This window comes from Pseudoalteromonas shioyasakiensis (genome assembly GCA_013391845.1).
GTDB lineage: Bacteria > Pseudomonadota > Gammaproteobacteria > Enterobacterales > Alteromonadaceae > Pseudoalteromonas > Pseudoalteromonas apostichopi.
Genome location: CP058414.1, coordinates 2883406 through 2909612, shown reverse-complemented (window position 1 = coordinate 2909612; position 26207 = coordinate 2883406). Strand labels below are relative to the sequence as shown.

Genomic DNA, 26207 nt, shown 5'->3' with positions numbered 1-26207 from the left:
AACGCGATTAATTAAAGCGCATTGTTAGTTTAGTATAGAAATAACGACCACGTGGGTTATGTACGCTCGACACATAGCCATATAAGTCGCCATCACCATCACCGATTGCAAACGGAGGATCTTCATCAAACACGTTATTCACACCCACAGATAGTTTGATTTTATCTGAGAAGTTATACGCAGTTTGTAAATCAACCAGTGTTTGCGAATCAACCATACGTGATGTGTTGCTATCAAAGTCTAAGTTTCCATCAAAGTCGATGTCTGGTGTATCTTCAAACTCACCAGTGTAGCTCACATTTACATTGGTATTGAAATCACCCATCTCCCAGTTGGTAGAGAAAATCCAACGGTTTTCAGGATAACGGTACTCGCCTGTGTAATCGCGACCATCTTTTTTAAATTCGTTTTGGTATGCCCACTCTAAATTGAATTTTAAGAAGCCGTAATCGTTCATAGCATGAGTGTAGTTTGCCGACACATCAACACCCGATACTTCTTGCGATGAAACGTTTTCAAAGGTGCTGTAAACTTTTTGGATTACACCTAAACTTTGACCATTTTGTGGTGCTAAACGCACACACACAGTGCTGTTTTGATCGTTACAGTTATTATCATAGATAGGGCCGAATTCTTGTTCATCTATCTTGTTATCTTGCGTAATGCTCCATACATCGACACCGAAACCAAATTCAGCGGTTGGTGCCCATATGAAACCAACATTCCATGACTCTGATTCTTCAGCTTCAAGGTTAGGGTTACCCGCAAATTGGATATTGTAATCAAGGGCATTACAGTCAAGTCCTGTCGCTTGACAGCGGTATGTATCAACGAAGAATTGGCTTTCTTCAGAAGGACCTAAACCAATCTGTGCTAGTGAAGGTGCTCGGAAACCTTGTGCCCATGAACCACGAACAGTAATTGAGTCTGTTGGCGCCCAGCGTACAGCTACTTTAGGGTTTGTTGTTGAACCAAAATCACTGTAGTCATCGTATCGACCAGCTAATTGTAGCTCTAAATTTTCAGCAAGAGGAATTGAAAACTCAATATAAGCTGCATATTGGTCGCGTTCTGCAGCGGCTGATACTGACTCAGTACCAAAGATTAAACCACGCTGGAATTGATCGTCTGGAATATCGCTCACATCTTCTTCACGGTATTCAATACCGGCAGCCATCATCACCACATCATCGCCAAAGCTAAATGCTTCACCACTGATATTTGCATCAAATGATGTCATATGAGACTCACCACGACGAACTAAGCTTGTCGTAATACGGTCAATAACTGCTTGGTCATTATAGGTGCCACCGAAAGGGTTATAGTTACCCGCATCGATTTCTTGTTGTAAGAAATCAGTACGCACCCAGCCTTGGCTTCTATCGCCTGTTTGCATTGATTTACTTCGACCTTTTTGAACGGCTGCTTCCCAGCTCCAGTCACTGATCTCGCCTTTTAGGCCCGCAACAAAGCGAAGTGTATCTGATTCGATATCCCATTGACGGGGGCCCGCATCTACTGTTCTGTAGCGACCAATTTCGATATCTTGGCCAAACGGGTTGTTAGGGTGGTTTGCTGGCACTGTAAGGCCGGCATCTTCATCAAGCGGAGTCGGTGCACCAGCTGCTTGCGAACTATTGTGTTGTACTGCAACTTCTAAAAATGCCGATATACCATTATCAAAGTTATATTCAAACTGCGAAATAGCACCAACACGTTCAGATGCAGGGGTTACGTAACCATACGGGCCATAGTCAAATAAACAACTACCACTTGCTGTCGCATTTTCTGCAGGGCATGCTGGATCAATGGTTTTTTCACCATCTACATAAAAGTAGCCTGGGAAACCACGCGATGAACGGAAATCCATACCACCATATGGTTCTTGGTTTGCTGTACCTAGACGGCCCATTTCATCAGAGGAGAGTGCTGAGTTGTTAAAGTAATCAATAATAATTGATGCGCTGCTTTTTTCTGTACTGGTACCCCAAACGAGGCTTGCTGTTTTTTCTTCGTAGTTAGGACCATCAGTACCACCATATCCAAGGTTTACTTCTAGACCATTAATATCCTTTTTTAAGATGATATTAACTACACCTGCAACCGCATCAGAACCATATATTGCCGATGCACCATCTTTTAAAATATCGATACGCTCAATCGCTGAAACAGGAATCGAGTTGATATCTACAAATGAATTGGTGATGCTTTCCGCAAAAGCACTTATTGAAACACGACGGCCATTAATAAGTACTAATGTTGCATCAGAGCCTAAGCCTCTGAGACTTACCGCAGCAGCCCCATTAGCTGTAGAGTCTTGGTTATTGCCGCGAGTAGAGAAAGTGCCATTACCTGCAACTGGCATACGTTCTAATAATTGTTGTAGGTTGTCGTAGCCCATATTGTCTATGTCTGCACGACTTATTGACTGTACCGGTGATGGCCCTTCAATGTCTGAACGTTTAATACGAGAACCTGTAACTTCAATACGCTCGACCTTTTCAGCTCCATCTGACTCAGCAGCAATAGACATAAAGCTTGTGCCACTTAGTGCTGCAATAGTAAATGCGTAGAGAGGTCGCTGTAGAAAGCGGTGGGTGTTCTTCATAAATTTCAATCCTTGTGTAATTGTGAAAAAGTTGTGAAGTTGTCACGGTAAAGATTGATATCATGTAAACGTACTGGTTTGGAATAGCAAAAAAGGATGGGTTTTTTAGAGAGGGTATTGATATTTTTGTAAAAAGTGAGTGTTTGTAAGGGGTACGAGCCTAACACGAAAGTTAGGCTCATTTCATAAATTAAGCTTTATGTTTCATTAGGCGCTCTTTTTCTCGTGCCCAATCTTTATTCTTTCCGTCTTCACGTTTATCGTGCATCTTTTTACCTTTAGCAAGGTGGAACTCCAACTTCACCCAGCATTTTTTCCAGTACATTGCAGTTGCGATTAGTGAAAACCCGTCGCGTTCTGTTGCACCGATAAGACGATCGATTTCACGTTTATTTAAAAGTAACTTACGATAACGAAGTGGATCGCAAATTACGTGAGTAGAAGCACTGTTGAGAGGCTGAATTTGACTGCCAAGTAAAAATGCTTCGCCGTTTTTAATATGAATATAAGTCTCAGAGATGTTTACTTTACCAGCTCGGATACTTTTTACTTCCCAGCCCTGTAGTTCAACCCCTGCTTCGAACTTATCGTGTAAAAAATACTCATGGCGCGCTTTTTTGTTAAGCGCGATGGTATTACTTGTCGATTTAGATGATTTTTTCTTAGCCATAGTGGCCCATATTATACGTAAAAACAGCGTTTTTACATCGCTTTTTTAAGGCTTTGCGGATATTTTCGTGTTACTAAAATTTGGGGAAATAGCCAAAGCTTGCTAAAATTCGCCGACAAAGTTGGGAGTGAATATGCCGCAAATAGAAAAAAGTGCGCTTGTAATGTACAGCAGCAAAGAAATGTTTGATTTAGTGAATGATGTTGATGCTTATCCAGAGTTTTTGCCAAATTGCTCAGATGCTAAAATCATCACGCAACAAGCTAGTGGCATGACGGCCAGTTTGGAGATCTCAAAAGCGGGTTTAAAAAAGTGGTTTACTACCGAAAATACGTTTATTGATGAGCAAACTGTTGCACTTCGCTTAGTTGATGGCCCATTTAAAAAGTTACAAGGTAAATGGCAATTTTTACCGCTGGACGATAAAGCGTGCAAAGTACAGCTTCATCTTGAGTTTGAATTTGCGAGTAAACTTATCGAACTGGCTTTTGGAAAAGTATTTAACGAAGTAGCTAAAAATATGGTTAATGCATTTACGCAGCGTGCTAAAACTGTGTACGGAGTTCGTCCATGATAACTGTCGAAGTAGTTTTTGCTTTACCAACAACGGCAACCAGTTTATTAGTAGAAGTGCCGATAGGCACGACAGCTGAGCAAGCGGTGATTAAGTCGGGTATTATCAATAAGTGTCCTGAAATAGACGCAAATAACTTAACACTGGGTATTTGGAACCGTACCTGTAAGCTTAATCAAGAAGTAAAGGAAGGGGATCGTATTGAGATTTATCGACCTCTTATTGCTGATCCAAAGGATGCGCGCAGACGTCGAGCTGAAAAGGCCAAAGAAGAAGGACGTGCCAATAAAGTGACTGGCGGAAGGCCACTAAACAAGGCATAAAAAAGGGTAGCTCAGGCTACCCTTAATTAATTAGAATTAAGATTACTCTTGTTCAAGCGGCGTATTAAATTCGCTAGGTTGCTCGTAGTCACCTGATAACGAAACAAGCTTATCATTTTCGAAGTTAATAGTGAGTGACTTACGTTGCTCGTTGCTACGGCCAATGTTAAATACATACAGGTAATGCCACGTATTTTTATCAAAAGAGTCTTCTGCTACTGGCTTGCCTAGAACATACAGTACTTGCTCGCGAGTCATATTAACACGTAGCTTATCTACATCTGATTGTTCTAAAAAGTTACCTTGAGGAATATTGATACGGTAAACCCAGCTTGAACACCCTGCTGTAGCACTTAAAGTAAGGGTAAGTACTAACCAAAAAGAAAAAGTTTTAAACGACTGCATTATTTGTTTGAATCCTTATTTTTTATACACTGCATGATACCGATTAGTCACAGAAGGTAAAACCCTTTTCAGTAATTGTTTTTACTGAAATGCGATTAAAAACCACGAGGCACAAATTTGACCACTGCAAACCCAAAAAGTTTACATCAGCCTTTAAAAAACAGCGATAACTCAGATGTCATGTGGTATTTGTATATAGTGCAAACACGTTTAGGTCATTGGTATACAGGGATCAGTACCAATGTTGAAAAAAGATTCGCTCAGCATCAAGCTGGAAAAGGTGCTAAAAATCTTAAGGGAAAAGGGCCTCTAACGCTTATCTATCAACAGCAGGTGGGTAACCGTAGTGAAGCAACTAAACTAGAAATAAGTGTAAAAAAGCTCAGCAAAGCACAAAAAAGACAGTTTGTTTTAACGTCTGAGCTACCTAAATAACTAACTTGGAAGCTTTTCAATAAATAGGGCTATTTTCGCTATGGCATATTCGAATAGTGTAAAGTCGATGTGCGCCGCCGTGTCTGTGCTTTGGTGGTGGTGTTTGTCATGTCCTATACCAAAGTAAATATAAGGGATCCCCGCTTTAGCGAATGAATAATGGTCGCTTGCTCTACGCCAATCAACTTTGAGATCAAATAACCGATTTAGCCTCGCTGACGAGCTAGTTACCATAAAGGTTAACTGTTCATCAGATAGAATTTTAATGTCAGCTTGATAATGTGCTAATGATTGATTATCTAAAAATGCATAGATACGCGGTTTTCTGGGATTCACAACGAGCATATCTAAATTAATATTAAGTTTGATTTCGTCTTTATTAAGTGTCGATACCAAGTACTCGCTACCATGTAGGCCATTTTCTTCTGCATCGGTTGCAACAAAAACTAATTGATAGGGCTGAGGGCTTTGCGCAAAGTGCTCAGCTAAATAAAGTAAAGCGGCAACTCCGCTGGCATTGTCGTTCGCACCTGGGTAGAGCCGATTACCTTTTTGCCCTAGGTGATCATAGTGGGCAGTAAAAATAACTTTTTTACACTTTTCACAGAGGCTATTTTTAGTCGCAATAATGTTCCGCCCAGTAGCCTTGCCAAAGAGCCCTGATTGATAAGTAAATCTTTGCTCATTAACCGAATAGCCAAGTGCTACAAAGCGATCAGCTATGAATTCGGCGGCTAACTGAGCGCCTTGAGTCGCCGTTTTTCGCCCAGCAAATTGAGCCGATGTTAGCGTTATGACGTCTTGTTCTAAATCTGTACTGGCAAAAGCTTGCGCAGTGCTTAGTGTAGCACTAGCGGTAATCAATAAGCTTTGCAGTATGCGAGCGAAGCGCTTGTAACTTACTTTCGTAACGCTGTTTATCATGATCAAAGTCTGCTTTATTGTTTGCCATAGTTAAGTACTTTTTAGCGAGCTTTAGGTCACCTAATTGATAATAGGTTCTCGCTAAACCAAAATCAGTATCATGCAGGGTTGGGTTTAAGTCACGGGCTTTTTTGTAGTGCTTTATTGCATCTTGATAACGGGCGGTCGTGTAAGCATCATTACCTAAAGAAATGTGATAATAGGGGTTTGCTTGGCGCTTATTATCAAGCTTGGCTAATATCGCCTGGCCTTGCTCTTCGCGATTGGTCAGATTATAGAGTCTGGCTAAATTGCCTAATGCGGTGTTGTTATCTGGATCTAAACTAATCGCGTATTGGTAGGCTGTTTCAGCACTCTGATAGTCACTCGTTAATCTGAACAATACCCCAAGGTTACCCCAAGCACCTGAGTAGTTGCTATCAATATTAACAGCTGCTTTGTAATAGCTAAAAGCAGTATCATAATCATGTTTTAGCATCGCAGCTGCGCCTTTATTATTATAAAACATTGCTGTGATGCGGGCTTTATTGATGTTGCTGGTTTTAAACGCTTCTTGGCGGCTGTTAGGGTCAAAATCTATCACTAAAGAGCGCTCTTCTGGGTAAATGACTTTTCTATTTACCACGAGCTTTTGAGCCTCACTTACTTTTAAGTTGATATGGCCTGTGAGTAAATTAAAGCCATTATCAAGTGCCCAATATTCTGGAATATGTACTTTTTGAAATTGTCCTTCAAGGCCGAGATACTCAGCAAGACTGTAGGCTAAAATCGATAACGATAAACAATTAGCATTTAAATTTGAATAGGCTTGCTTGGCCGTTAAGGTGGCGCCAGATTGATAAGATAAAGAAGCATCACCATTTTGCAAAAGGAACTTGAGCAAACGTTTAGTGCTTTGTAATGACCGGCTGTCTTTTGGAAAGGTACTATCAAGTTGCTCTTTTATATGTTTACTTAATGCAAAAATCTCTTGTTGAGTTTCAACTGAGGTTTGAGTAAACGTATTACTTTGCGTCAAAGCAAGTGGTGGGGGAGCGGTGTTATTTTCTGTACTACTACACGCTGTTAATAAGCAAAAGCTTGAGGCTAAAACAATGCTAGGTAATTTCATCTGACCCTCTTAATTCTTGGCCTAATACCATTTAAGTATAGGCCGTGAATGAAAAAGGGTCAGGGTTAACTGTTACAAAACGTGTCAGCGTTTATCAAACGTCGCAACAAGATCATCAAGGGTTTGTGCACTGTTCGCTAAGTCTTTGATTGCTTGTTCACTGTCAATTTGTTCACGCATGACGTTGTCACTAATGTCACTTATTTGCTCAATATTACGACCGACATCTGCGACTACATTACTTTGCTCTTCGGTCGCAGTTGCTATTAAGGTTGCCATATCGTTTATTTCATTGGCAGCATCGTTAATGGCATTAAGTAATTCAACAGAGCTTTGCATTGCATCAACGCTTAACTGTGCTTGTGATTTCGAGTGGTTGATGTGATTAACCACTAAATCAGAGGTACTGGTAAGTTCACTGATCATCGTTTGAATTTCAGTTGTTGATTGTGAAGTGCGATTAGCAAGCGCTCTTACTTCATCGGCTACAACAGCAAAGCCTCGGCCGTGCTCACCAGCACGAGCAGACTCAATTGCAGCATTAAGTGCTAATAGATTAGTTTGCTCAGAAATACCTCTGATAGAGTCAACAATACTGGCGATAGCTTGCGTTTTATTTGCAAGCTCGTTTACTTGCTCAGTGATGTTATCGATATCGCATGCAAGTTCTATAATTGCTTCTTTGCTTTGTGTTACCTGAGTATGACTTTGTTCGGTATTTTGTTTACTGTTTTCAGTGAGTTTAGCCGTATTAGCTGCGCTTGAGGCAATTTCTTGCACTGTCGCACCCATTTCATTAATCGCTGCTGCGACCGAAATTGTTTGTTCTTTTTGATTATCTAGCGCTTCAGAGTTCTTCTGTGCTTGCTTAAACACATGATCAGCGCTTTGTCTTATTTCACTACTTTCTTGGGCAACTTGGCTGATAGCAGTCTCAATCTTAGAGATGAATTGGTTAAAGCCTGCTGACAAGTTAGCGAGTTCAGGTTGTTCGGAAGCTGGCAAACGATAAGCTAAATTTGCATCACCTGACCCTAAACGAGTAAACAACTCTGCCATTTTAGACAGCGGCGATGATAGTGTACGTGCAAGCACTAAACCAGCAAAACTTGCAATGAGGGCAATAACAATTGCAAAGCTGATAATTTGCCATTGTAAAACTTGGATGCTAGAAAATACTTCGTGCTTAGGGACTTGGGCAATGACAAATAAATCTGTGTTTTGGATTGGGCTTGCGGCTACTAATGTCGCTTCACCATCAAGATCGATTTCCTGTAAATTGAATTCACTTTGAGTTAACAGAGAACGAGTGATAGCAGTTTTATAAACGTCATCTAATTTAGCTTTGGCGACTTTGCTCTCGTCTTTATGAAGCTGAATTAGGCCGTTTTTATCGGCAATGTAAACAAAACCAGTCTCTTCAATTTTAAAACGCTGTAACATTGCTTGCATATCGTCAATACTTTTTGCAAGGCCTGCTAAACCAATCCCATTGGTTTGCTGGTGATTTACAAACATTTTTACATCAGTGGGTGATTCTTGATAGATACTGATTGAAAAAGGCTGTGTAGTGTTGGTAAACGCATAAAACCAGCCATCCTGCTCTTTGGTTAAAACTCGCAAAAAGCCATCTTGGTTCCAATATTGTGCAGTTTCTCGATTAGCCCACGAAGCAGTTGCTAAGTCGTATTGCTTAACAAGGCGGTTGAGCTCTTTAAGCAAAGTCTTGTCATCAGTATTACCTGAGCGAGCCCATTCTAATACAAATTCGTTACTAGATAGCTGCTCTGCCGCACTGATCATTTGATTTATATCATGAGTAATATAATTATCAATTGCTTGCAATTTGCTAGGTAGTTCAGATTCAATCATTCGTTGTTCAATGATTTGTTTTGCACTATATATAGCCGTTGCGCCGATTAACGCAGCAACAATTAGGGCGATAGAAACTGCCAAGCAGTGTAATTTTTTTAGTAATGGTGAGTTGATTTAACGCCATGAAAGTGTCTTAGTTTACAACATTTAAGTCAGTAATTTTAGCATACACTTTATAGATGACGAATCAATGTAGGGACAAAAAAAAAGCCCAAAGCATATAAGCAATTGGGCTTGGTTTCTAACAAGCGAAACTTACTTTCCAGGGTTAAACAATTTTCTTCATTGCTGACATGTAACCACGTAGCTTGCTACCAATAATTTCAACCGGGTGCTCGCGCAGTGCTTTATTCACGGCAATCAAGGTTTGGTTATCAACTTGGTTGCTAGCACTATCAAGACCTTTACCAATTACATCTGTATCGATATTTTTCATAAAATCTTGCAGCAACGGTAAACACGCGTGGTTATATAAGTAACAGCCATACTCTGCAGTATCTGAAATAGTTCGGTTCATTTCGAAAAGCTTCTTACGAGCAATGGTATTCGCGATAAGTGGCGTTTCGTGTAGTGATTCATAGTAAGCAGATTCAGCGATGATACCTGCCGCAGTCATGGTTTCGAAGGCCAACTCAACACCTGCTTTAACCATGGCAACCATTAAAATACCTTGGTCGAAGAATGCTTGCTCGCTGATTTCTTGATCTGTATTTTGTTGTTTCTCGAATGCGGTTTCTGCTGTTTCGGCGCGCCAAGCTAGTAATTTTGCGTCATCTTCAGCCCAATCAGCCATCATGCCACGAGAAAATTCACCGCTAATGATGTCATCCATATGCTTATTGTAAAGTGGACGCATAATTGTTTTAAGCTCTTCACTTAATTCAAATGCTTTTACTTTTGCTGGATTTGATAAACGGTCAAGCATGTTAGTAACACCGCCATACTTAAGTGCTTCAGTGATCACTTCCCAACCGTATTGGATTAGTTTAGACGCGTAGCTTGCATCAATACCTTTTTCAACCATTTTGTCGAAGCATAGTAATGAACCGGTTTGTAGCATACCGCATAGAATCGTTTGCTCACCCATCAAGTCAGATTTAACTTCCGCAATGAATGATGATTTTAATACGCCAGCACGATGACCACCGGTACCAGCTGCATAAGCTTTAGCTTGAGCTAGGCCATGGCCTTGAGGATCATTTTCTGGGTGAACCGCAATCAATGTTGGTACACCAAAGCCACGCTTATATTCTTCACGTACTTCCGATCCAGGGCACTTAGGTGCAACCATGATAACCGTTAAGTCTTCACGGATTTGCATGCCTTCTTCAACAATATTGAAACCATGTGAGTAAGCAAGCGTTGCGCCTTGCTTCATTAAAGGCATAATAGCATTTACAACAGCGGTATGTTGTTTATCAGGTGTTAGGTTTAATACTACATCTGCTGTTGGGATAAGCTCTTCATATGTGCCTACAGTAAAACCATTTTCAGATGCGTTTAAGAAAGATTGACGACGCTCAGCAATAGCTGATTCACGCAATGTATAAGAAACATCTAAACCTGAGTCACGTAAATTTAAACCTTGGTTAAGGCCTTGTGCGCCACAACCGACAATAACGAGTTTTTTCCCTTTTAAAGCGTCTACACCATCAGCAAACTCTGCTGGGTCCATAAATTCACACTGCGCTAATTGCGCTAACTGCTCTCTTAAAGGAAGAGTATTAAAATAATTCGCCATTGTTAGTGTCCTATAAATACAATTTTGTTAGAAAATCAAAGAACCGACGTAGTGTTCTTTGTATGTCTTAACACTATGCAATTTTTTACCTTGCGTAAAATGATATATTTGAATTAAAGTATTTCATAAAATGAAATGGTGGTGGTATGGATCATAAACATCTTAATTACTTTTTGGCGTTAGCAAAGACGCTACACTTTGCAAGAGCCAGTGAGCTTTGCCATATCAGTGCGCCAACCTTGAGTCGGAACATCAAGCAACTCGAAGAAGAGGTTGGGGTGGTGTTATTTAATAGGGATAATCGCACCGTAAAATTAACCCGCGAGGGTGAGTCATTTATTGAGTACGCTAATGCGACGCTTGCTAACTGGCATCGTTTTAAAGCTAATGTACAAGAGCCGCAACAGCATGTTTATGGCAATGTCAGTATTTATTGCTCTGTAACTGCCTCATATAGTTTTTTACATCAAATACTTGAACAACTGCGTATGCAGCACCCATATATTGAAATTACTTTGAATACTGGTGACCCTGCATTAGCAATAAATCGTGTTTTAGATGGTCATGAAGATATGGCAATTGCTGCTAAACCAACAAAACTACCGGGACAAATTGCCTTTACTAGTGTTGGTTATTCGCCACTAGTATTGATTGCGCCAAAAATTGTGTGCCCGATCAGCGAAAAACTGTCAGCAAATGAGCAAATTGATTGGTCAGATTTAGAATTTATTGTTGCTGAGCAAGGTTTATCAAGGCAGCGCCTTGAGCAGTGGTGGCGTAAAAAAAATATTCATGGCCGTATATATGCGCAGGTTGCAGGTCATGAAGCTATGGTCTCTATGGTGAGTCTAGGTTTAGGTATTGCTATGGTGCCAAAAATAGTACTGGATAACAGCCCGCTCAAAGATAAAGTGCAAATTGTTAGTGATGCAGAACAAACTATTGCAGGTTTCGAAATTGGTCTAGCCGTACTAAATAAAGAGCGTCATGATCCTGCACTCAACGCGATTTGGAGTATTGCTCAATCGCTTACCCAGCAAGCAATTTAACTTAATAACTAGTGGCTTTGACTTTAATTTAAACTTTTACATAGATACAACCGCACACTTTAATTAGTTATTTAGTATTGGTTTTTGTAAAATTTTTTCGTGGTTTTTACTGGTTTTAGTCTGTCAAAATCCTTTTTCATTGATTTTTCTTTGGGTGTTGTTAACTTAATTGAAATAATAAAAATTTTCATGGCCTAGACTCATGATACTCTCAGCGCAAGCCGACCACTCTTTAAGCTACTCGAGCCATTGTCTGAAGCTAGCAATTCCTCTAATGGTAAAATACAAGATGCCAATTACGCCGCTTAATTATGCGCTTTGGTATTGCTATGTGAGTGATAAAAATCAAAAGTTAAGTAAAGAGCTCGATAGTATTATTAAACAACACAATACTTGTAGTCATGAGCAGGCAAAACGGCTTTTCGATAAGTACTTATCTCGGGATGACTTGGCACTATTTTATCAGCTCTCTAGCGGCTTTAACGATGTTGTTGGCAAGGTACATCAAGATATTAACGAAGCACTAAATTACTCAACTGAATTTAATCAGGCGCTGCAAGAGTGTCGTGAAACACTAACGAGTGCTGATATAAGCCAAGAAAGTGGCTTTGATGATGTACTTGATTGTGTAGAGCGTTTAAGTGATGAGTCGGCAGCTTTGCAAAGCCGTGCGCAAGATTTTCAAAACCAACTCGCTATGGCGTACTCCGAAATTACAGAGCTAAAGCAAGAGCTTGTTAGGTCAAGAAGTAAAGCTGAAAAAGACCCTCTGACTGGGCTTTATAATCGTGGTAAGTTTGATGAAGATATAACGCGATTTTGCCAAACTAATAATTTAGCTGAAGTCGCCGTGCTTACAATGGTCGATATCGATCACTTTAAACAGTTTAACGACACCTTTGGTCACCAAAAAGGAGATCAAGTTTTACGAGCTGTTTCAGCAAAACTACTTAAGCATGTTTCAAGTGTTGGCCAAGCTTATCGTTATGGTGGCGAAGAGTTTTGTTTCACGGCTCAGTTTGCCAGCATTAGTGATATGACTAACTTTACCCAGCAACTACGTCAGGCTGTTACTAAACTACAAATTAAAAATCCTAAATCTGACAAGGTGTTAAGCCAAGTGACAGCAAGCTTTGGTATTGCTATTAAAGCTAAAAATAGTAAACCGGAACAACTGATTGCTAAAGCTGATAAAGCGCTTTATTTAGCAAAAGAGCATGGTCGCAATCGCATAGAAATCGTCGAAGAGTAACAAACTTAATCGATATATGTATCAAATTTGTGAATAGTTGTAACCTTGCAACGACAGTTTGTTCACATCTTGATATTATGCTTTTATTGCATAAATTTCTTTGGTCGTAAAATAACAATGAAATCTCAAACGATCAGGATGTGCGCACTGGTTTATGCCATATTTGGCATGCTAGTGAGTCAAGCAAGCGCTGATGACTCAACGCGCACTGAACGTGAAAGCCGTGTGGCAAATCAACAGATTGATACCCAGCAATGGCATCTAAGTATTAATACAGGTGCGGGGGTGATCACGAATCCACTTCATGGAGGTGATAACTTACCTTTGCTCGTGCTGCCTGAAATCGCTTTTTATGGTGAAAAATGGTTCTTTGATAATGGCCGTTTAGGTTATTCATTACAAGAGAGTGATAGTCACGTCGTTAACTTTGTTACTGAGTTCAACCCTGAGATGCGTTTCTTTATAGATTTCCATCCAAGTAATATATTTGCACTGCAAACATCAAATAGTTTTATTGTTGAATCGACCACCAGTAATGAACTGGCAGAAAAGTCTGTATCTACAAGCGATATTAAAAAAAGACGCTGGGCTTTAGATGCTGGCTTAAGTTATCACTATATTCGAAATAATCATGTTATCTCTGTACAAGCGTTGACCGATGTTTCCGGAGTTTATAACGGTTTGCGTAGTGCTTTACAATGGCAATCACATCACCGTATAGGAAACTTATCGGTCGCACCTAGCCTAGGGATCTGGTACAAATCAGCCAGACTAAATGATTATTTTTATGGTTTATCGGCAGAAGAGTCCTCATATGGGGAAATTGATGTTGGCAGTAGCTGGCAACCTTATGCTAAAATCGACGCCCGTTGGCCCCTGAGTGAGGCTAACTCTCTTCGTTTTCATTTAGCATATTATGACTACTCAGCCGTGGATGACAGTCCGCTTTTTGAACACACGTACTCGATGACTGCATTTATAGGATTCAATCATATTTTTTAATATGAAGTATTTTGCTTTTAGTCTGTGTGTGTTTGTTGCTGTTATTTGGGCTTCCCCAAGCTATGCACAAGCGACTCAGTTTGATATCACACCAAAAGTGTGCGTTGTATTACAACAGCACGAATTTTGTGATCTTGAGTTAAAAATGAGTTGGCAAAGTCAACAGCCTCAAGATTTGTGTTTGTACCAAAATAATCAGAAAATTCAATGCTGGAACGACACTAGTTCAGGGGTTTTCAGCCATAAAGCGCGGGTTCAGATTGAAACAATATACTCCTTAGTCAATCCGCACACGGGGAGTAAAATTGCGACAGCAAAAGTCGAAGTGCAAAGCACCGAAGCAAAAACAACGAGGCGTAGGTTACGCTCACCGTGGAGCTTTTTTTAATTTAGGAGCAACCAATGGCAAAGATTTTACTTGTTGAAGATGATCTCGGCTTACAGCAGTTAACACGTGATTACCTTCAGCATAATGGGTTGGATGTTGCGGTCCTTGAACGCGGCGATGAAGTATTTGAATACCTTGAAAACAACCCTGTTGATCTAATGATTTTAGATGTCATGTTACCAGGTAAAGACGGCTTTAGTGTGTGTCGTCAGGTTCGTGATAAATTCAGCTTACCTATTTTAATGTTAACAGCAAAAGGTGAAGACTTTGACCAAGTGATTGGTTTGGAGCTCGGCGCAGATGATTATGTAATCAAGCCTGCTGAGCCTCGTGTATTATTAGCGCGTATTAATGCGTTATTACGTCGTGGACAAGCTACTAACAAAGCACCTGAAGAGCTTAGTTTTGGTGATTTAACTATTGATAAAACTAGCCGCATCGTTACACTAAAAGGCAGTGAAATTACACTGACTTCTCATGAATTTGAGCTACTTTGGTTACTCGCATCAAATGCAGGTGAAGTGTTAAGCCGTGAACATGTGCACCAGCATATGATTGGCCGTCAGTATGATGGCTTAGACCGTACAGTTGATGTACGCGTATCACGTATCCGCAAGAAGCTAGGTGATAACAGTGATAAACCATACCGAATTAAAACAGTTTGGGGACAAGGTTACCTCTTTGTATCTGATGCATGGGATATGTAAACATTAATGGGGAAACTATTTGCAAGCTTATATCTTTATATAATAGTTTCTCTGTTTCTTGTTAGTGGGGTCATAGAACAGTTATGGCCCTACGAAGAAACTCAACAACAAATAGCCCTCGACCAAGAATTTGGTAAATCTCTATGGCTATTAAGCCAAACGGATAATGGTTTAGCTTCGCTAGAACGAGAGTATGAAAGCGAATTGATTAATCTCTCAGACCTTGCTTTACCAGATGATTTAAAATCACAGCTCAAAAATGATCATCATCTGTATTTGTTTAATAAAGAGCAAAAGGTGGTTTGGTATATTGCTATCAACGACACACAGCTTTTGCAAGTAGGTCCACTTTCTGTTGAAAACCCAAATTTTAGCTCAGTTTGGCCTTACTTTTTATTATTAACAGTAATTGGTTTGCCTATTGGGCTATGGAGCTTATTACTATGGCGAGATTTTAATAAACTCACACTTGCTTGTGAAGCTGTAGGAGGAGCGCAAGACTTCGAACTACAAGACGCTTCCAAATCCTTTTTCCTGCCAATCACAGATACACTCAATGCGATGCAAGAGCGTATCCAATACCTTCTAGCAGCACAGCAAGAGCTTACTTCTTCTGTTTCTCATGAGTTTAGAACGCCACTTGCTCGTTTAAAGTTTGCAATTGCTATGCTTGAAGAGCAAGTTGAGAATGAAAAATCTTATACTTACATTGATAACATGCAGGCTGATATTGCAGAGCTAGAGGCATTAGTTTCCGAAATGCTGGAATATGCGCGGCTTGATTCACATCAACCGAGTTTAAAACCACGTTCTTGTGACCTTACTGCGCTTATCAACAGTGTGGTGAATAAGCTCGAATTTGCTACTGACATTGAGGTAGCAGTGAGTGCACCTAAGCAGCTTTACTACGAGTGTGACGAGCATTTTATGGCGCGTTGTATTCAAAACCTATTAGGCAATGCACAAAAATACGCAAACCACAAAATTCATGTGAGCCTTGAAGAGTTAGGTGATTCGATACAAATTAGTGTTGAAGACGATGGTCCAGGGATCGCTAAATCTGAGTGGCAAAGTATTTTTAAGCCATTTACTCGTTTAGATAAAAGCCGTGATAAGAAAACAGGTGGCTTTGGGTTAGGTCTTGCAATTGTCGCTAAAATTGTCAGTTGGCATCAAGGGCAGTCTGAAGTGTGTGATTCACCATTAGGTGGAGCAAAATTTGTGATTCGCTTGTTCAAGACTAATTAAGCCTTAGATTAAAGGTATTTTTGCAGGCATAAAAAAAGCGCCTAAGGCGCTTTTTAAAGATTAAAACCAAAAATAAACAAGTAGCAAAGTAATAGACCGCACTTAATTATAAAAGTTCGAAAAAAGGTTAATTATTTTTCATCTAATAATGGCATTAGCATTTTTTCTAGGCCATTGAGCTTCACTTCATACATCATCGCTAGTTGTGCACCTAACTGGGAATCAGGAAATCCTTGTTGTTTAAACCACACCAAATAAGGCTCTGGCAGCAATAATAAAGGGCGACCAGCATACTTTCCAAATGGCATCTTAGTATTTATGGCGCGTTTGAGTTGAGCTGTATCCATCTTTATCTCAAAGAAATTTTAAAGCTAGATGATACGGTAAAAAGGGGAGAGAAAATAGGCTGTGACGGGCAAGAAACAGCCTATTTAGTGAGGGATGTAGGCCCTCAGAATAACAGCCACTAAATTAATTACGGCGTATTAGTGTAGTTGGTTACGACGCTTTTTCGTAAAGCCAAGCTTATTTAGCTTGAGGGCAATAGCTGGGTCGTCGATTCGTTCAGGTGTTTCACAGTCACGAAGAAAATGATCACTAGGTACTTGATATACATCGAGCATCTTGTTGAATAGCACGGTTCTAATATCCAAAGCAGTCATGCCGTTATTTTGTAACTCATCAAGTTGCTGCTGAATATCTGAAAGTTTCCCACCACGTGCATCATCCGTATTTGCTAAAAACTCGTTGGTAAACTTATTTTTCATTTAAACAACCTCAATCAATCTAACCGCGCTGTATTTGAGATAACGAAATCACAACATGGCTAAACTTTTTTGTGTTAAAAATAGATACTTAGCTAAGCACCTTAGAATTAATTCTACTCTTTTTTTTAGCCTGATTGCTAATCTGGATGTAAAGCTTTGTAAATAGGCTTAACCCAATGTGGGGACGGGGTTGTTGAGGAAAGAAAACTAGTTAGCCAACTAACTGAATACAGTGAAAATAATTATCAGTACCATCTGGAGGTACTGATAATTTTTTTTTACATTAAGAGAAAAGTTTTTGTTTTACATGCTCAGCGAAGCCACTACCAGCTTCTAAATAGAAGTTATATGTCGAGTCAACCCCCATATCTTCTAGTTCTTTTTGCTGATCTGGGTAGTTTGCGATAGCAGTAACCTGACCTTCATAGCCAGAAGCACGAAGTTGCTCTAAAGCAAAAATATTTTGCATATGCTTCGGCATCGCAAGCATCACCATCCCTACATGAGAGTGATTTACACGCTGCCAGAAATCAGGGTCAGTGGCGTCTGCAAGCAATACACGGCGACCGCGTTTGATATGTTTATCAACAACATCAGGCTTTATATCAATACCTGCGACAAGATTTGGATGGGTTTGGCTGATTGTTTCATAAGCACCTGTACCAATGCGACCCATGCCAAATATAACAATTTTTGTATCATTAAGGTTTACGGGCAGCTCTTCAGCAAGACGACTATCACTTTCAAATTTAAGCAGCCAATGTTCAATTTTCACATAAACTTCATTTGATCGCTTATTTAATGGCGAAGCTAAAATAAAGGTGATCGACACAGCAATAGCCATCACTGCCAACCACTCAGAGGTGATCATATTACTGGTGGCGGCAACAGCACACACAATTAAGCCAAACTCACTATAATTAGCTAAGCTGAAGGCGCTTAACAAAGAAGTACGAGCACGTAATTTGAATGTGTTTGTTAGCACATAATAAAGAGCAACTTTTAATGGTAAGACTAATATAATGATGATTGCAACGATCACTGCATGAGTTGTCAGTTCTGCATTCAAGCCAATATTTAAGAAAAAGCCGACTAATAATACGTCTTTTAAATTAAGTAACGACTTTGATAACTCACCAGCTTTTTTATGTGAAGCGAACATCATACCAATGATCAAAGCGCCTAAATCACCCTTAAGGCCCGCGAATTCAAAAGCCTGATAGCCAATAATAAGTGCAAAGAAAAAACCAAACAGCGGCAATAATTCACCGTGCTTTGAGCGGTTTAATACCCAAAACATCACAGGTCTTAAAACTGGTAAGCCGACTAATAATGCCAGTGCCCAAATATTTGGGGCTTTACCTGTACTGATGGCTAAGAAGATAACCGCAAAGATATCTTGCATAACTAAGATACCAATAGCAATTTTACCATGAAGGCTTGCCATTTCACCGCGCTCTTCAAGTACTTTTACTGCAAATACGGTGCTTGAGAAGCTAAAGGCAAAGCCGACTAATAATGCACTTTGCCAAGTCAGCTCATTAAATAAAGGTAGTGCTAAGGCACCTAATAACAACATAAAACCACTAAACAGCGTGCTACTCAAAACAATATGCATTGAGGCTGGCGCCCATACTTGTGGCTTCATTAGGTTAGATACTTTGAGTTTAAGACCAATGCTAAACAATAACAAAGTAACACCAAGACTTGCCAAGGTATTTAGCAGCTCGGTTGTCTTATATCCATATAGGTTGAGTGCAAAACCCGCTAATAAAAAGCCGATAAGAGGAGGCAGCTTTAACTGGTAAACAGCAAAGCCACAAACGAACGCGGTAGCAAAGTAGATTAGTTCCATAATTGTTCTTTTAACTTCATTTGTTTGAAGTGTAGCGAAATATTCGTAGTTGGAAAACAACAACGAGTAATAGGAGTTCAAAAAATAAGCACTTATACATGATTTATTGATTAATCCGGCAAAAGCATCATTTTTTCGCTGACATTAGCTTTTAATTGTGGTTAAGATGCATTAACAAAGGAATTTAAGCCATAGGTTAGAAGCTGGCTTAAGGAGAATAGATGTTTAAGAAAATCCTTGCATCAGTAGGTATTGGTGCAGCAAAAGTTGACACTGTACTCGAGACAGAGCATTTACAACCGGGTCAAAAGTTTAATGCCGTTATTGTCATCAAAGGTGGCGATGTGGACCAAGAAATATCGGGTTTAGACCTAGCACTTATGACACGTGTAAAAGTCGATGGCGAAGATGGTGAGTATTTCACAAACCATGTTATTGAAAAATGGCGTATTACAGATATAGGCACAATTGCAGCGGGTGTTGAAAAACATATTCCATTTGAAGCTCGCCTTCATTCTGAGACACCGATCACCGAAATTAATGCTGGTTATAACCAATCGCATGTTTGGCTTGAAACTGGCTTAGACATTGATTTAGCGCTTGATCCAACAGACCGTGATGCATTGCATATTTATCCTAATGACGCTGTAAGCACGTTTATGGAAGCGATGGATCGACTGGGCTTCAGTCTAGTAAAAGCGGATGTAGAAAAAGGCTTCTTAAGGGCTCCCACTTTTCAATCACACTCTGGTTGTTATCAAGAATTAGAATATCGCCCAAATAGCCGTAGCCTCTTTGGTTTACAAGAGGTTGAGTTGTCGTTTGTGCCTGAAGCGCATAAAACACATGTATTAATCGAACTTGATCGCGCCTTCAGAGGGGATGGTTATGTAGATTTAACCATTGAACATGATCATGTAAATCTGTCACAGCTATGTGATCAGCTAGAACGATTATTTGCTTAAAGACTAACTATTGGCTAGTTAGTTAAAACCCAGCTACGGCTGGGTTTTTTGTCTTCATAAAGGAGCGTTATGTTTTCTATTAAAAGTTATAGCGAACTCAGTAAAGATGAGTTATTCGCCATTTTACGGGCGCGGGTTGATGTATTTGTTGTAGAGCAAACCTGTCCTTACCCAGAAATTGACGAAGTTGATAACAATGAGCTTACTCAGCATATATTTTTGTTTAAAGCTCAGCAGGTAGCTGCCTATGCACGTTGCTATAAAAAGAATGAGCAATTTAGCGCATTTGGTCGAGTGCTGGTTGCAGAGCAATTTCGTGGTGATGGGTTGGCAACTAAACTAGTGCAAACCGCGATAGATACTTGTAAAAAACATTGGCCAGATAAAGCGATCATGATTGGTGCTCAGTGCTATTTAACCGGGTTTTATCAGCAATTTGACTTTGTAAATGTGGGGGATGATTATTTAGAAGATGGCATTCCACACCAGGATATGTGTTTGAGGTAGCCAAATGGCTACCTCCGTAATTTGTTAATTTAATAATGAGTTAGCAAATACCAATGCAATGGCAAGTGGACAAATGAACTTAATGTACCATGGCCATACTTTCCAGAAGAAGCTGTTTGCAGCTTCTGGGCATCCTTGTTGAATTTCTTTTAGTAAAGACGCACGATGCCAAATCCAACCGACAAAAATACAACACATTAAGCCTAGAATAGGCTGCCCAATCTTAGTGGTTAAAGTAATTACAAAACCAAATAACGTGCTTAGGTTAAATACGATTGTAAAACTAACGAGTGCAATGATACCACCGATGATCCAAGTAGCTTGAACACGTTTCAAAGCAAAGCGCTCAACTGCATAAGAAACAGGTGCTTCTAGCATCGAGATTGATGACGTTAATGCGGCAATACTCATTAAAGCAAAAAAAGCAAAGCCAATAAAAATACCTACATCACCCATGCTAGTGAATAATGCTGGTAGCACTTGGAATACCAAGGTATCTTCAGAAAGTAGGGCACCTTCAGCAGAAAAAATTTGTACGCCTTGCGCTTGTGCAACATACATAGCTGGAATAATCAATAAACCAGCTACAAAGGCAATGAACACATCGATTAAAGTAACATACGCACCTAGCGATACTAAATTCTCTTTTTTGCTTATGTATGAGCCGTAGATAATCATTACGCTGGTACCAAGCGACAATGAGAAAAACGCCTGTCCTAACGCATTCACTAATAACTCTGGGTTTAAAATCGATGAAAAGTCTGGCACTAAATACGCTTTTAGGCCTTCCATCGCGCCTTCTTGCGTCATTACATAGATGATTAGCATAAACAAAATACCTAAAAGGGCAGGCATTAAGCGTTTAGACCATTTTTCGATGCCGTTTTCTACACCCTTAGAGATAATAGAGACGGTTAGAATAATAAATCCAGCAGTAAATATAAGGTTTCTTGATAGTGACTGCTCACTAAGCCAAGTGCCAGCTTGTTCTTGACCGGCTAATTGTGCAACGGGTTCGAGGGTTGCGCTCAACATCCAGCCTGCCACAATCGCATAGAAGCTTAAGATGAGACCCGCACAAATAATACCGCCAAAACCCACCACGAAGGCGAACTTCTTTTGCCATGCTTGATTCGTTACTTTTCGAAGTGAAGTGACGGCATTAGCTTGACCATGACGACCAATTACTAACTCAGCCATTAAAGCAGGATAAGCAAGACAAAATGCTAACACTAAATAAGCCACTAAAAACGCGGCACCGCCATTACTTGCAGTTTGTGTTGGGAAACCCCAAATATTTCCTAAGCCAACAGCAGAGCCTGCTGCAGCCATAATAAATCCAAAGCGGGAGCTGAACTCCCCACGTGATGCGCTCATATTATTGTTACTTCTCTATTTGTGACGGCGCTGACAATCTACTCGAATTAACACTAAATAAAAAGGGTTAATCATCCGCATTTTGGTTGTTCTTCGTTGTGTGCGAGTTGTCAGCGTAGAATTCGTGCAATTGCGCATTACAATACGAAACAATTAACACAAATGAAACATGTTTATTGGCTTTTATTTTGGATTGTTATGCTAAAACAGGCGCCACCTAGCTGCTTACTTTTTGATACTTCGACCGTGCCGTGGTGCCAATCAGCGACTTTAGCCACGATAGCAAGACCTAGCCCGTAGCTTTCTCCATCGCGATTACGGTGCGTTTGTTCTTGAAAGAATGGGCTAAATACTTTTTGCCAATTTTGTTCGCTCACACCAGGGCCGTCATCTTCAATACTTATAGTGATGCACTCATTAGTACTGGTTGCACTGATTGAAATTTCAGACTCTGCAAAGTCACAGGCATTACTTAATAGATTAACAATGGCGCGTGCTAACCAGTGTAAATCAGCACAAATATCACCAACTTTAACTCGGTGACTGATTCGTAAACCGCGTTGCTCAAGCTTAGGTTCTATTTGATGAATTAAAGTTAGAATATAAGTTTGCAGATCAGAGTGGTTAAACGTTAGCTGATTAGATTTTTGCTCAAGTGTTGCAAATGCCAGATAACTTTTTAACATAGACTCCATTTGATCTAAGTCGTTTTCCATGCGTGCAAGATATTCAAGGCGCTTTTCTTCACTTGGACAGTCTTGTGCCGCTTCTAAACCAAATCGTAAACAAGCTATAGGTGTGCGAATATCATGAGATAAGCTCGATGCCATTAACTTATTCTCTTCAAGGAGTTTTTCTATTTGGTTTGCCATGCGGTTAAATGTCAGTTCAACATCTTTGATATAAGTAAAGTGTGATAATTGAATGCGACTTTTTAAATCACCTTTTGCAAAGCGTTGTGCCGCCTCGTTTAATACGCTTAAACGCTTTGCAAGTGGTGCAATAATGAAGCCCATAAATACACATAACCCAGTGTAGAATAACAAGGTAAGTAATACATCGTTACCTTGTTCATGAGTTAAGTCTTTGTCTAGTCGCATTTTTATATGATGAGTATCAAGGGCTGCTTCACTGTAAAGCAAATAATAGCCTTGCTGATCTTCTAGAATGAGACCACTTGGCTGAGTTATTTGAGCTAATAATGAGTAAGGCAGCGCAAGGGATTGGGTTGGTCGATACTCAAGTTGTACAGAAAAGTCTTGATTAAACTCTGCAATAGCGTGCTCTCGTTGCTTCGCGTCAAGTTTAGCCAGTTGCTTTGCAAAACCTTTGATCATTTTCGTTTCGCTAGAAAACACATCCTGAGGTGCCTGGGTTTGTTGGCTAAAAGCATCAATTAGCCAGCCCAAAACAATGATTGAAAGCAAAGCGCTACCAAGTAGCGAAATATAAAACTTTTTCACAGGCGCTAGTCGTTATTGCCAAGCAGTGGCAACAAGTAAATAGCCTTTGCCCCAAATGGTTTTAATTTTTTCAGGGTGCTGTGGGTCATCATTAAATTTTTTTCTTAATGAGGAAATGAGTACATCTACACTTCTGTCCAAGCCATCATACTCTCGACCTTTCGTTGCCTTAAACACCGCATCACGAGATACCACCTGACCTGCATTGCTTGCTAAATAGTTTAGCAGTAAATATTCAGCGCTTGAAATATGTACCTCGTCGTTAGCCAAGTAAACCGTGCGTGATTCAGTGTTAATTGATAATTTACCAACACTTATAAGCTCAGAGTTTGCAGCTTCATGCGTGTCGGTTTTAGAACGAAGTGCAGCTTTAATACGTGCTAATAAAGCGCGAGGGCGAACTGGTTTCATCATATAGTCGCTGGCACCCACTTCGAGGCCTATAACTTCATCCATTTCATCATCACGTGCAGTTAGCATAATAATCGGAGCTTGATAAAAATGCCTTAAATCGCGACACACACTAATACCGTCTTGACCTGGTAGCATAATATCTAACAACACTAAGTCTGGATTTGTTTTACGTACTTGCTCAACTACTAGGTCACCGCGTTGGCATATAGTCGTTTGATAGCCTTGCTCAATTAAGTATTCCGCAACCCAGTTGGCGAGCGAGATATCATCTTCTACTAATAAGATAGTTCCGTAATGTTCCATTTTTTACTCCTGCTTAGAACAGTCGCCAACGACGTTTCTTCTGACGATTTTGATAGACCCACTGTAATTGTATTTCAGTGCTTGCAACAACCTTACCGTTATCACTACTTATAAGTTCAAAACCTATGGTTTCTGCTGAATCAAATTGGTATCTAAATAAGCCCTTTTGTTGCATTAACCAGCATTGCATTATGTGCTTGCTTTGTGCGTTACGTAAGCAGTAATTACCAACTTGCTGCTGGTGCCATGTAATATCAACTTCGGCATAACAATTTCTGCCTTCACGCAGCGCTACACAGGTATCTGGTAGTGCAACTAGTGCACTTTCGGTTGTCTGATCAGCTTCTAACTGCTGCTTGGCGAATAAGGGCCCTGACACCAAGAAGATAAAGCACAAGTAATACTTAGAAAACATAACGCACGCCTACCTTGGCTTTATGCTGATATTCTTGAGAGATAATAGGGCTTTGGTGGATATCATTTGAAAACCAAGTTGATAGCCAGCCAGTTAAAAATACCCAGTGCCTATTGATGGGGTATTCTGCGTGAAATTCAAAAATAAGGCTGTAAGAGGTATCTGGGTTATATGCTGGGCGTGTATCCAATGCTTCTGCGTCTGAAATGCCAAAGTAATAATCTGTAAAGTCATTTGAATAGGCACTCAAGCCAACGCCTGAGCGAAATTCCCAATTTCGCCAAGGGATAATTTGACTAAAAAATGAATTCATTACCCAACCATTATGCGCACCTGACACATCGTGTAAATACTCAAATGAAATTTGTGAATTCTCAAAGCGACGCGATAAACGCAGCCCTACATCAAAATCGTAGTCTCTAGCTCTAATCCCTTTGAGCTCTTCAATCACATCGTTGCCATAAATGTTTAAGCCTGTTTCATCAAATCCAGATTGAATGTTCGTGCCAACAATATCTAAGCCCCATTCAAATTTATCGATAACACTGTAACCGAGTGTTAAACCACCACTGAGTTGGCTCTGATCGTAATCAAGATAAAAACGGTCGTAAGAAACGGCGAGGTGAACATCTGGCTCTATACCATCATTGTATGAATCCATGCCAACAAGGTAAGAATCTTCAATGTAGTAACCTAGACCTATGCCCCAGTCCCATGCAAAACCTTGGCTTGGTTCTAAAGTATTATCTGCATAATAGCGATTACTAGCTCGGCTTGTGGTACTAAGCAGGGTTAAACATATCAATAATAGGGCACTATGAGCTCGCAACGTTGCTTCCTTGTCTGTTAGAAAGGGTAATAGCTTATAGTATATTGTTAAGGAGTTCCTGTAATCTGTAAAAAAATGTATTAGTAGGAATTGGAAGTGTAAGAAAGTGTTGCAAATTCAAGGAGGGCGCTGTTTGCCTATGGGTAGGCAAACAGCTAATGAGTTTTACTGAACTTTAATTTTATCGATTAAAATACTGCTCAAGTAGTACTGCATCATAGGTGTTAGAGCACTAATTTCTGTACGGTTACACGGGCCTTGCTCTTTTTTAAACGCGTTCACTTGTGTGAAGGTCTGATAAGCAGGAATAGTGACTTCTTTATTAATACGCTCCATCCGAGCTTGTTCTGAGTTTTGCTCGTGCACAAAACTCGCTACTTCAAGTTCATTCTTTATTAACTGTTGCTGTTCAAAACTATAGATAAGTGGCTCACGATGAAAACTTGCACTATCAATCGATGATTTTGCGAACCAAACAACATCACCGGTTTTTTTATGAGTCAGACGCATACTCACTTGGCCTAAAATAGTTGCACACTTTTGAACCGGGAACTGTTTTGCTACTTCATCAAATAAAGGCAATGGCTTTTCAGGTTTTACTAATTGGTATTCTGTGTCTTCAATCAATTCAAGATCAAGCTGGTGAATTGAAAGGGTATAGTCTGCTTGTGCACCTTCTTCTACAACCTTTAATTGCTTTGCTGTGAGTGCTTCGGCCAGCTGCCCGTAAAGCGTATCTGTTACACTGGTTTTATCAGCAACAATGACAACAGTTTGATGTGTACTAACCACATGTGCAGGTAATTGTACTGACTTTACTTTAGGCGCAGCATGCTCTGTTTGGTACTCAACTTGAAAGCGTTGGCTTTGTAAGCTTGGTTTCTTAGGCATTGAAAGTAACGGAGCTGGTTCAGGTTTTAGAGCGCAACCAACTGAAATTAAAGTAAAAAACAAAACCACAAGTAAGCGCATGAAAAATAGTCTACCCATAAAAAGTTAA

Annotated in this window: 26 protein-coding genes and 1 pseudogene; 11 read left to right on the top strand and 16 right to left on the bottom strand. The window is 40.0% G+C overall.

Annotated elements, in window-relative coordinates; genetic code table 11:
• Positions 1 to 7: 7 nt before the first annotated feature.
• The gene (locus tag HYD28_13340; GenBank protein QLE09852.1) at positions 8 to 2608 is read right to left on the bottom strand and encodes a TonB-dependent receptor; all 2601 of its coding nucleotides are present in this window, start codon (positions 2606 to 2608) and stop codon (positions 8 to 10) included.
• Between the two features lie 190 nt (positions 2609 to 2798).
• A complete protein-coding gene (gene smpB / locus HYD28_13335) occupies positions 2799 to 3278 on the bottom strand; it encodes an SsrA-binding protein SmpB (protein ID QLE09851.1) in 480 nt (159 codons plus the stop codon).
• 133 nt (positions 3279 to 3411) lie between these two features.
• On the opposite strand from smpB, the gene HYD28_13330 reads away from it, so the two are divergent.
• Together HYD28_13330 and HYD28_13325 are read left to right on the top strand one after the other, a co-directional pair.
• Positions 3412 to 3852 (top strand): type II toxin-antitoxin system RatA family toxin, encoded by a 441-nt coding sequence (locus HYD28_13330; GenBank protein ID QLE09850.1) that lies wholly within the window; start codon positions 3412 to 3414, stop codon positions 3850 to 3852.
• Positions 3849 to 4175, top strand: a complete 327-nt coding sequence (locus HYD28_13325) for an RnfH family protein (protein QLE09849.1) — start codon at positions 3849 to 3851, stop codon at positions 4173 to 4175. Before HYD28_13330 ends, HYD28_13325 begins: the two co-directional genes overlap by 4 nt.
• Before the next feature lie 42 nt (positions 4176 to 4217).
• Here the strand turns inward: HYD28_13325 and HYD28_13320 are convergent, their stop codons facing one another.
• Positions 4218 to 4580 carry an outer membrane protein assembly factor BamE gene (locus HYD28_13320; protein QLE09848.1) on the bottom strand — a complete coding sequence of 121 codons (363 nt, stop codon included), beginning with the start codon at positions 4578 to 4580 and terminating at the stop codon, positions 4218 to 4220.
• A 180-nt stretch (positions 4581 to 4760) separates the two neighbouring features.
• Between HYD28_13320 and HYD28_13315 the strand changes: the two genes are divergently transcribed.
• Positions 4761 to 5015, top strand: a complete 255-nt coding sequence (locus HYD28_13315) for a GIY-YIG nuclease family protein (GenBank protein ID QLE10565.1) — start codon at positions 4761 to 4763, stop codon at positions 5013 to 5015.
• Here HYD28_13315 and HYD28_13310 read toward each other — a convergent pair whose 3' ends face one another.
• The 4 genes and pseudogenes from HYD28_13310 to ilvC form a co-directional block, all read right to left on the bottom strand.
• A complete protein-coding gene (locus HYD28_13310; GenBank protein QLE09847.1) occupies positions 5016 to 5879 on the bottom strand; it encodes a M20/M25/M40 family metallo-hydrolase in 864 nt (287 codons plus the stop codon).
• Positions 5866 to 7050, bottom strand: a complete 1185-nt coding sequence (locus HYD28_13305; GenBank protein ID QLE09846.1) for a tetratricopeptide repeat protein — start codon at positions 7048 to 7050, stop codon at positions 5866 to 5868. Before HYD28_13305 ends, HYD28_13310 begins: the two co-directional genes overlap by 14 nt.
• Positions 7051 to 7134: 84 nt before the next feature.
• Positions 7135 to 9049: pseudogene (locus tag HYD28_13300) on the bottom strand (methyl-accepting chemotaxis protein).
• A 144-nt stretch (positions 9050 to 9193) separates the two neighbouring features.
• Entirely contained in the window at positions 9194 to 10666 is a 1473-nt protein-coding gene (gene ilvC / locus HYD28_13295) for a ketol-acid reductoisomerase (protein QLE09845.1), read from the bottom strand.
• A gap of 146 nt (positions 10667 to 10812) precedes the next feature.
• On the opposite strand from ilvC, the gene ilvY reads away from it, so the two are divergent.
• The 6 genes from ilvY to HYD28_13265 all read left to right on the top strand — a co-directional run bounded on the left by ilvY (position 10813) and on the right by HYD28_13265 (position 16312).
• A complete protein-coding gene (ilvY, locus tag HYD28_13290; GenBank protein QLE09844.1) occupies positions 10813 to 11715 on the top strand; it encodes an HTH-type transcriptional activator IlvY in 903 nt (300 codons plus the stop codon).
• Positions 11716 to 11917: 202 nt separating this feature from the next.
• Entirely contained in the window at positions 11918 to 12967 is a 1050-nt protein-coding gene (locus tag HYD28_13285) for a GGDEF domain-containing protein (GenBank protein QLE09843.1), read from the top strand.
• Positions 12968 to 13135: 168 nt separating this feature from the next.
• The gene (locus HYD28_13280; GenBank protein ID QLE10564.1) at positions 13136 to 13969 is read left to right on the top strand and encodes a MipA/OmpV family protein; all 834 of its coding nucleotides are present in this window, start codon (positions 13136 to 13138) and stop codon (positions 13967 to 13969) included.
• Between the two features lies 1 nt (position 13970).
• On the top strand, positions 13971 to 14357 hold the full coding sequence (locus HYD28_13275) for a DUF3019 domain-containing protein (protein ID QLE09842.1): 387 nt from the start codon (positions 13971 to 13973) through the stop codon (positions 14355 to 14357).
• 14 nt (positions 14358 to 14371) lie between these two features.
• A complete protein-coding gene (locus tag HYD28_13270) occupies positions 14372 to 15064 on the top strand; it encodes a response regulator (protein QLE09841.1) in 693 nt (230 codons plus the stop codon).
• Between the two features lie 6 nt (positions 15065 to 15070).
• Entirely contained in the window at positions 15071 to 16312 is a 1242-nt protein-coding gene (locus tag HYD28_13265) for an ATP-binding protein (GenBank protein QLE09840.1), read from the top strand.
• Between the two features lie 131 nt (positions 16313 to 16443).
• Here the strand turns inward: HYD28_13265 and HYD28_13260 are convergent, their stop codons facing one another.
• From HYD28_13260 to HYD28_13250, 3 genes are all read right to left on the bottom strand, one after another.
• Positions 16444 to 16659, bottom strand: a complete 216-nt coding sequence (locus HYD28_13260) for a DUF3820 family protein (GenBank protein ID QLE09839.1) — start codon at positions 16657 to 16659, stop codon at positions 16444 to 16446.
• A 138-nt stretch (positions 16660 to 16797) separates the two neighbouring features.
• Positions 16798 to 17079, bottom strand: coding sequence for a hypothetical protein (locus tag HYD28_13255; GenBank protein ID QLE09838.1), 282 nt, complete (start codon positions 17077 to 17079; stop codon positions 16798 to 16800).
• 283 nt (positions 17080 to 17362) lie between these two features.
• Positions 17363 to 18934, bottom strand: a complete 1572-nt coding sequence (locus HYD28_13250) for a cation:proton antiporter (protein QLE09837.1) — start codon at positions 18932 to 18934, stop codon at positions 17363 to 17365.
• A 221-nt stretch (positions 18935 to 19155) separates the two neighbouring features.
• Between HYD28_13250 and HYD28_13245 the strand changes: the two genes are divergently transcribed.
• Together HYD28_13245 and HYD28_13240 are read left to right on the top strand one after the other, a co-directional pair.
• Positions 19156 to 19899 carry a sporulation protein gene (locus HYD28_13245; protein QLE09836.1) on the top strand — a complete coding sequence of 248 codons (744 nt, stop codon included), beginning with the start codon at positions 19156 to 19158 and terminating at the stop codon, positions 19897 to 19899.
• 69 nt (positions 19900 to 19968) lie between these two features.
• The gene (locus HYD28_13240; GenBank protein ID QLE09835.1) at positions 19969 to 20406 is read left to right on the top strand and encodes a GNAT family N-acetyltransferase; all 438 of its coding nucleotides are present in this window, start codon (positions 19969 to 19971) and stop codon (positions 20404 to 20406) included.
• Between the two features lie 24 nt (positions 20407 to 20430).
• Here the strand turns inward: HYD28_13240 and HYD28_13235 are convergent, their stop codons facing one another.
• From HYD28_13235 to HYD28_13210, 6 genes are all read right to left on the bottom strand, one after another.
• Positions 20431 to 21783: a sodium-dependent transporter gene (locus tag HYD28_13235; GenBank protein ID QLE09834.1), complete on the bottom strand. Its 1353-nt coding sequence runs from the start codon at positions 21781 to 21783 to the stop codon at positions 20431 to 20433.
• 173 nt (positions 21784 to 21956) lie between these two features.
• The gene (locus tag HYD28_13230; protein ID QLE09833.1) at positions 21957 to 23246 is read right to left on the bottom strand and encodes an ATP-binding protein; all 1290 of its coding nucleotides are present in this window, start codon (positions 23244 to 23246) and stop codon (positions 21957 to 21959) included.
• Positions 23247 to 23258: 12 nt separating this feature from the next.
• Positions 23259 to 23963, bottom strand: a complete 705-nt coding sequence (locus HYD28_13225; GenBank protein ID QLE09832.1) for a response regulator transcription factor — start codon at positions 23961 to 23963, stop codon at positions 23259 to 23261.
• Positions 23964 to 23976: 13 nt separating this feature from the next.
• On the bottom strand, positions 23977 to 24378 hold the full coding sequence (locus tag HYD28_13220) for a DUF3019 domain-containing protein (GenBank protein ID QLE09831.1): 402 nt from the start codon (positions 24376 to 24378) through the stop codon (positions 23977 to 23979).
• Positions 24368 to 25207 carry a MipA/OmpV family protein gene (locus HYD28_13215; GenBank protein ID QLE09830.1) on the bottom strand — a complete coding sequence of 280 codons (840 nt, stop codon included), beginning with the start codon at positions 25205 to 25207 and terminating at the stop codon, positions 24368 to 24370. Before HYD28_13215 ends, HYD28_13220 begins: the two co-directional genes overlap by 11 nt.
• A 165-nt stretch (positions 25208 to 25372) precedes the next feature.
• On the bottom strand, positions 25373 to 26179 hold the full coding sequence (locus HYD28_13210) for a hypothetical protein (GenBank protein QLE09829.1): 807 nt from the start codon (positions 26177 to 26179) through the stop codon (positions 25373 to 25375).
• Between the last annotated feature and the right edge of the window lie 28 nt (positions 26180 to 26207).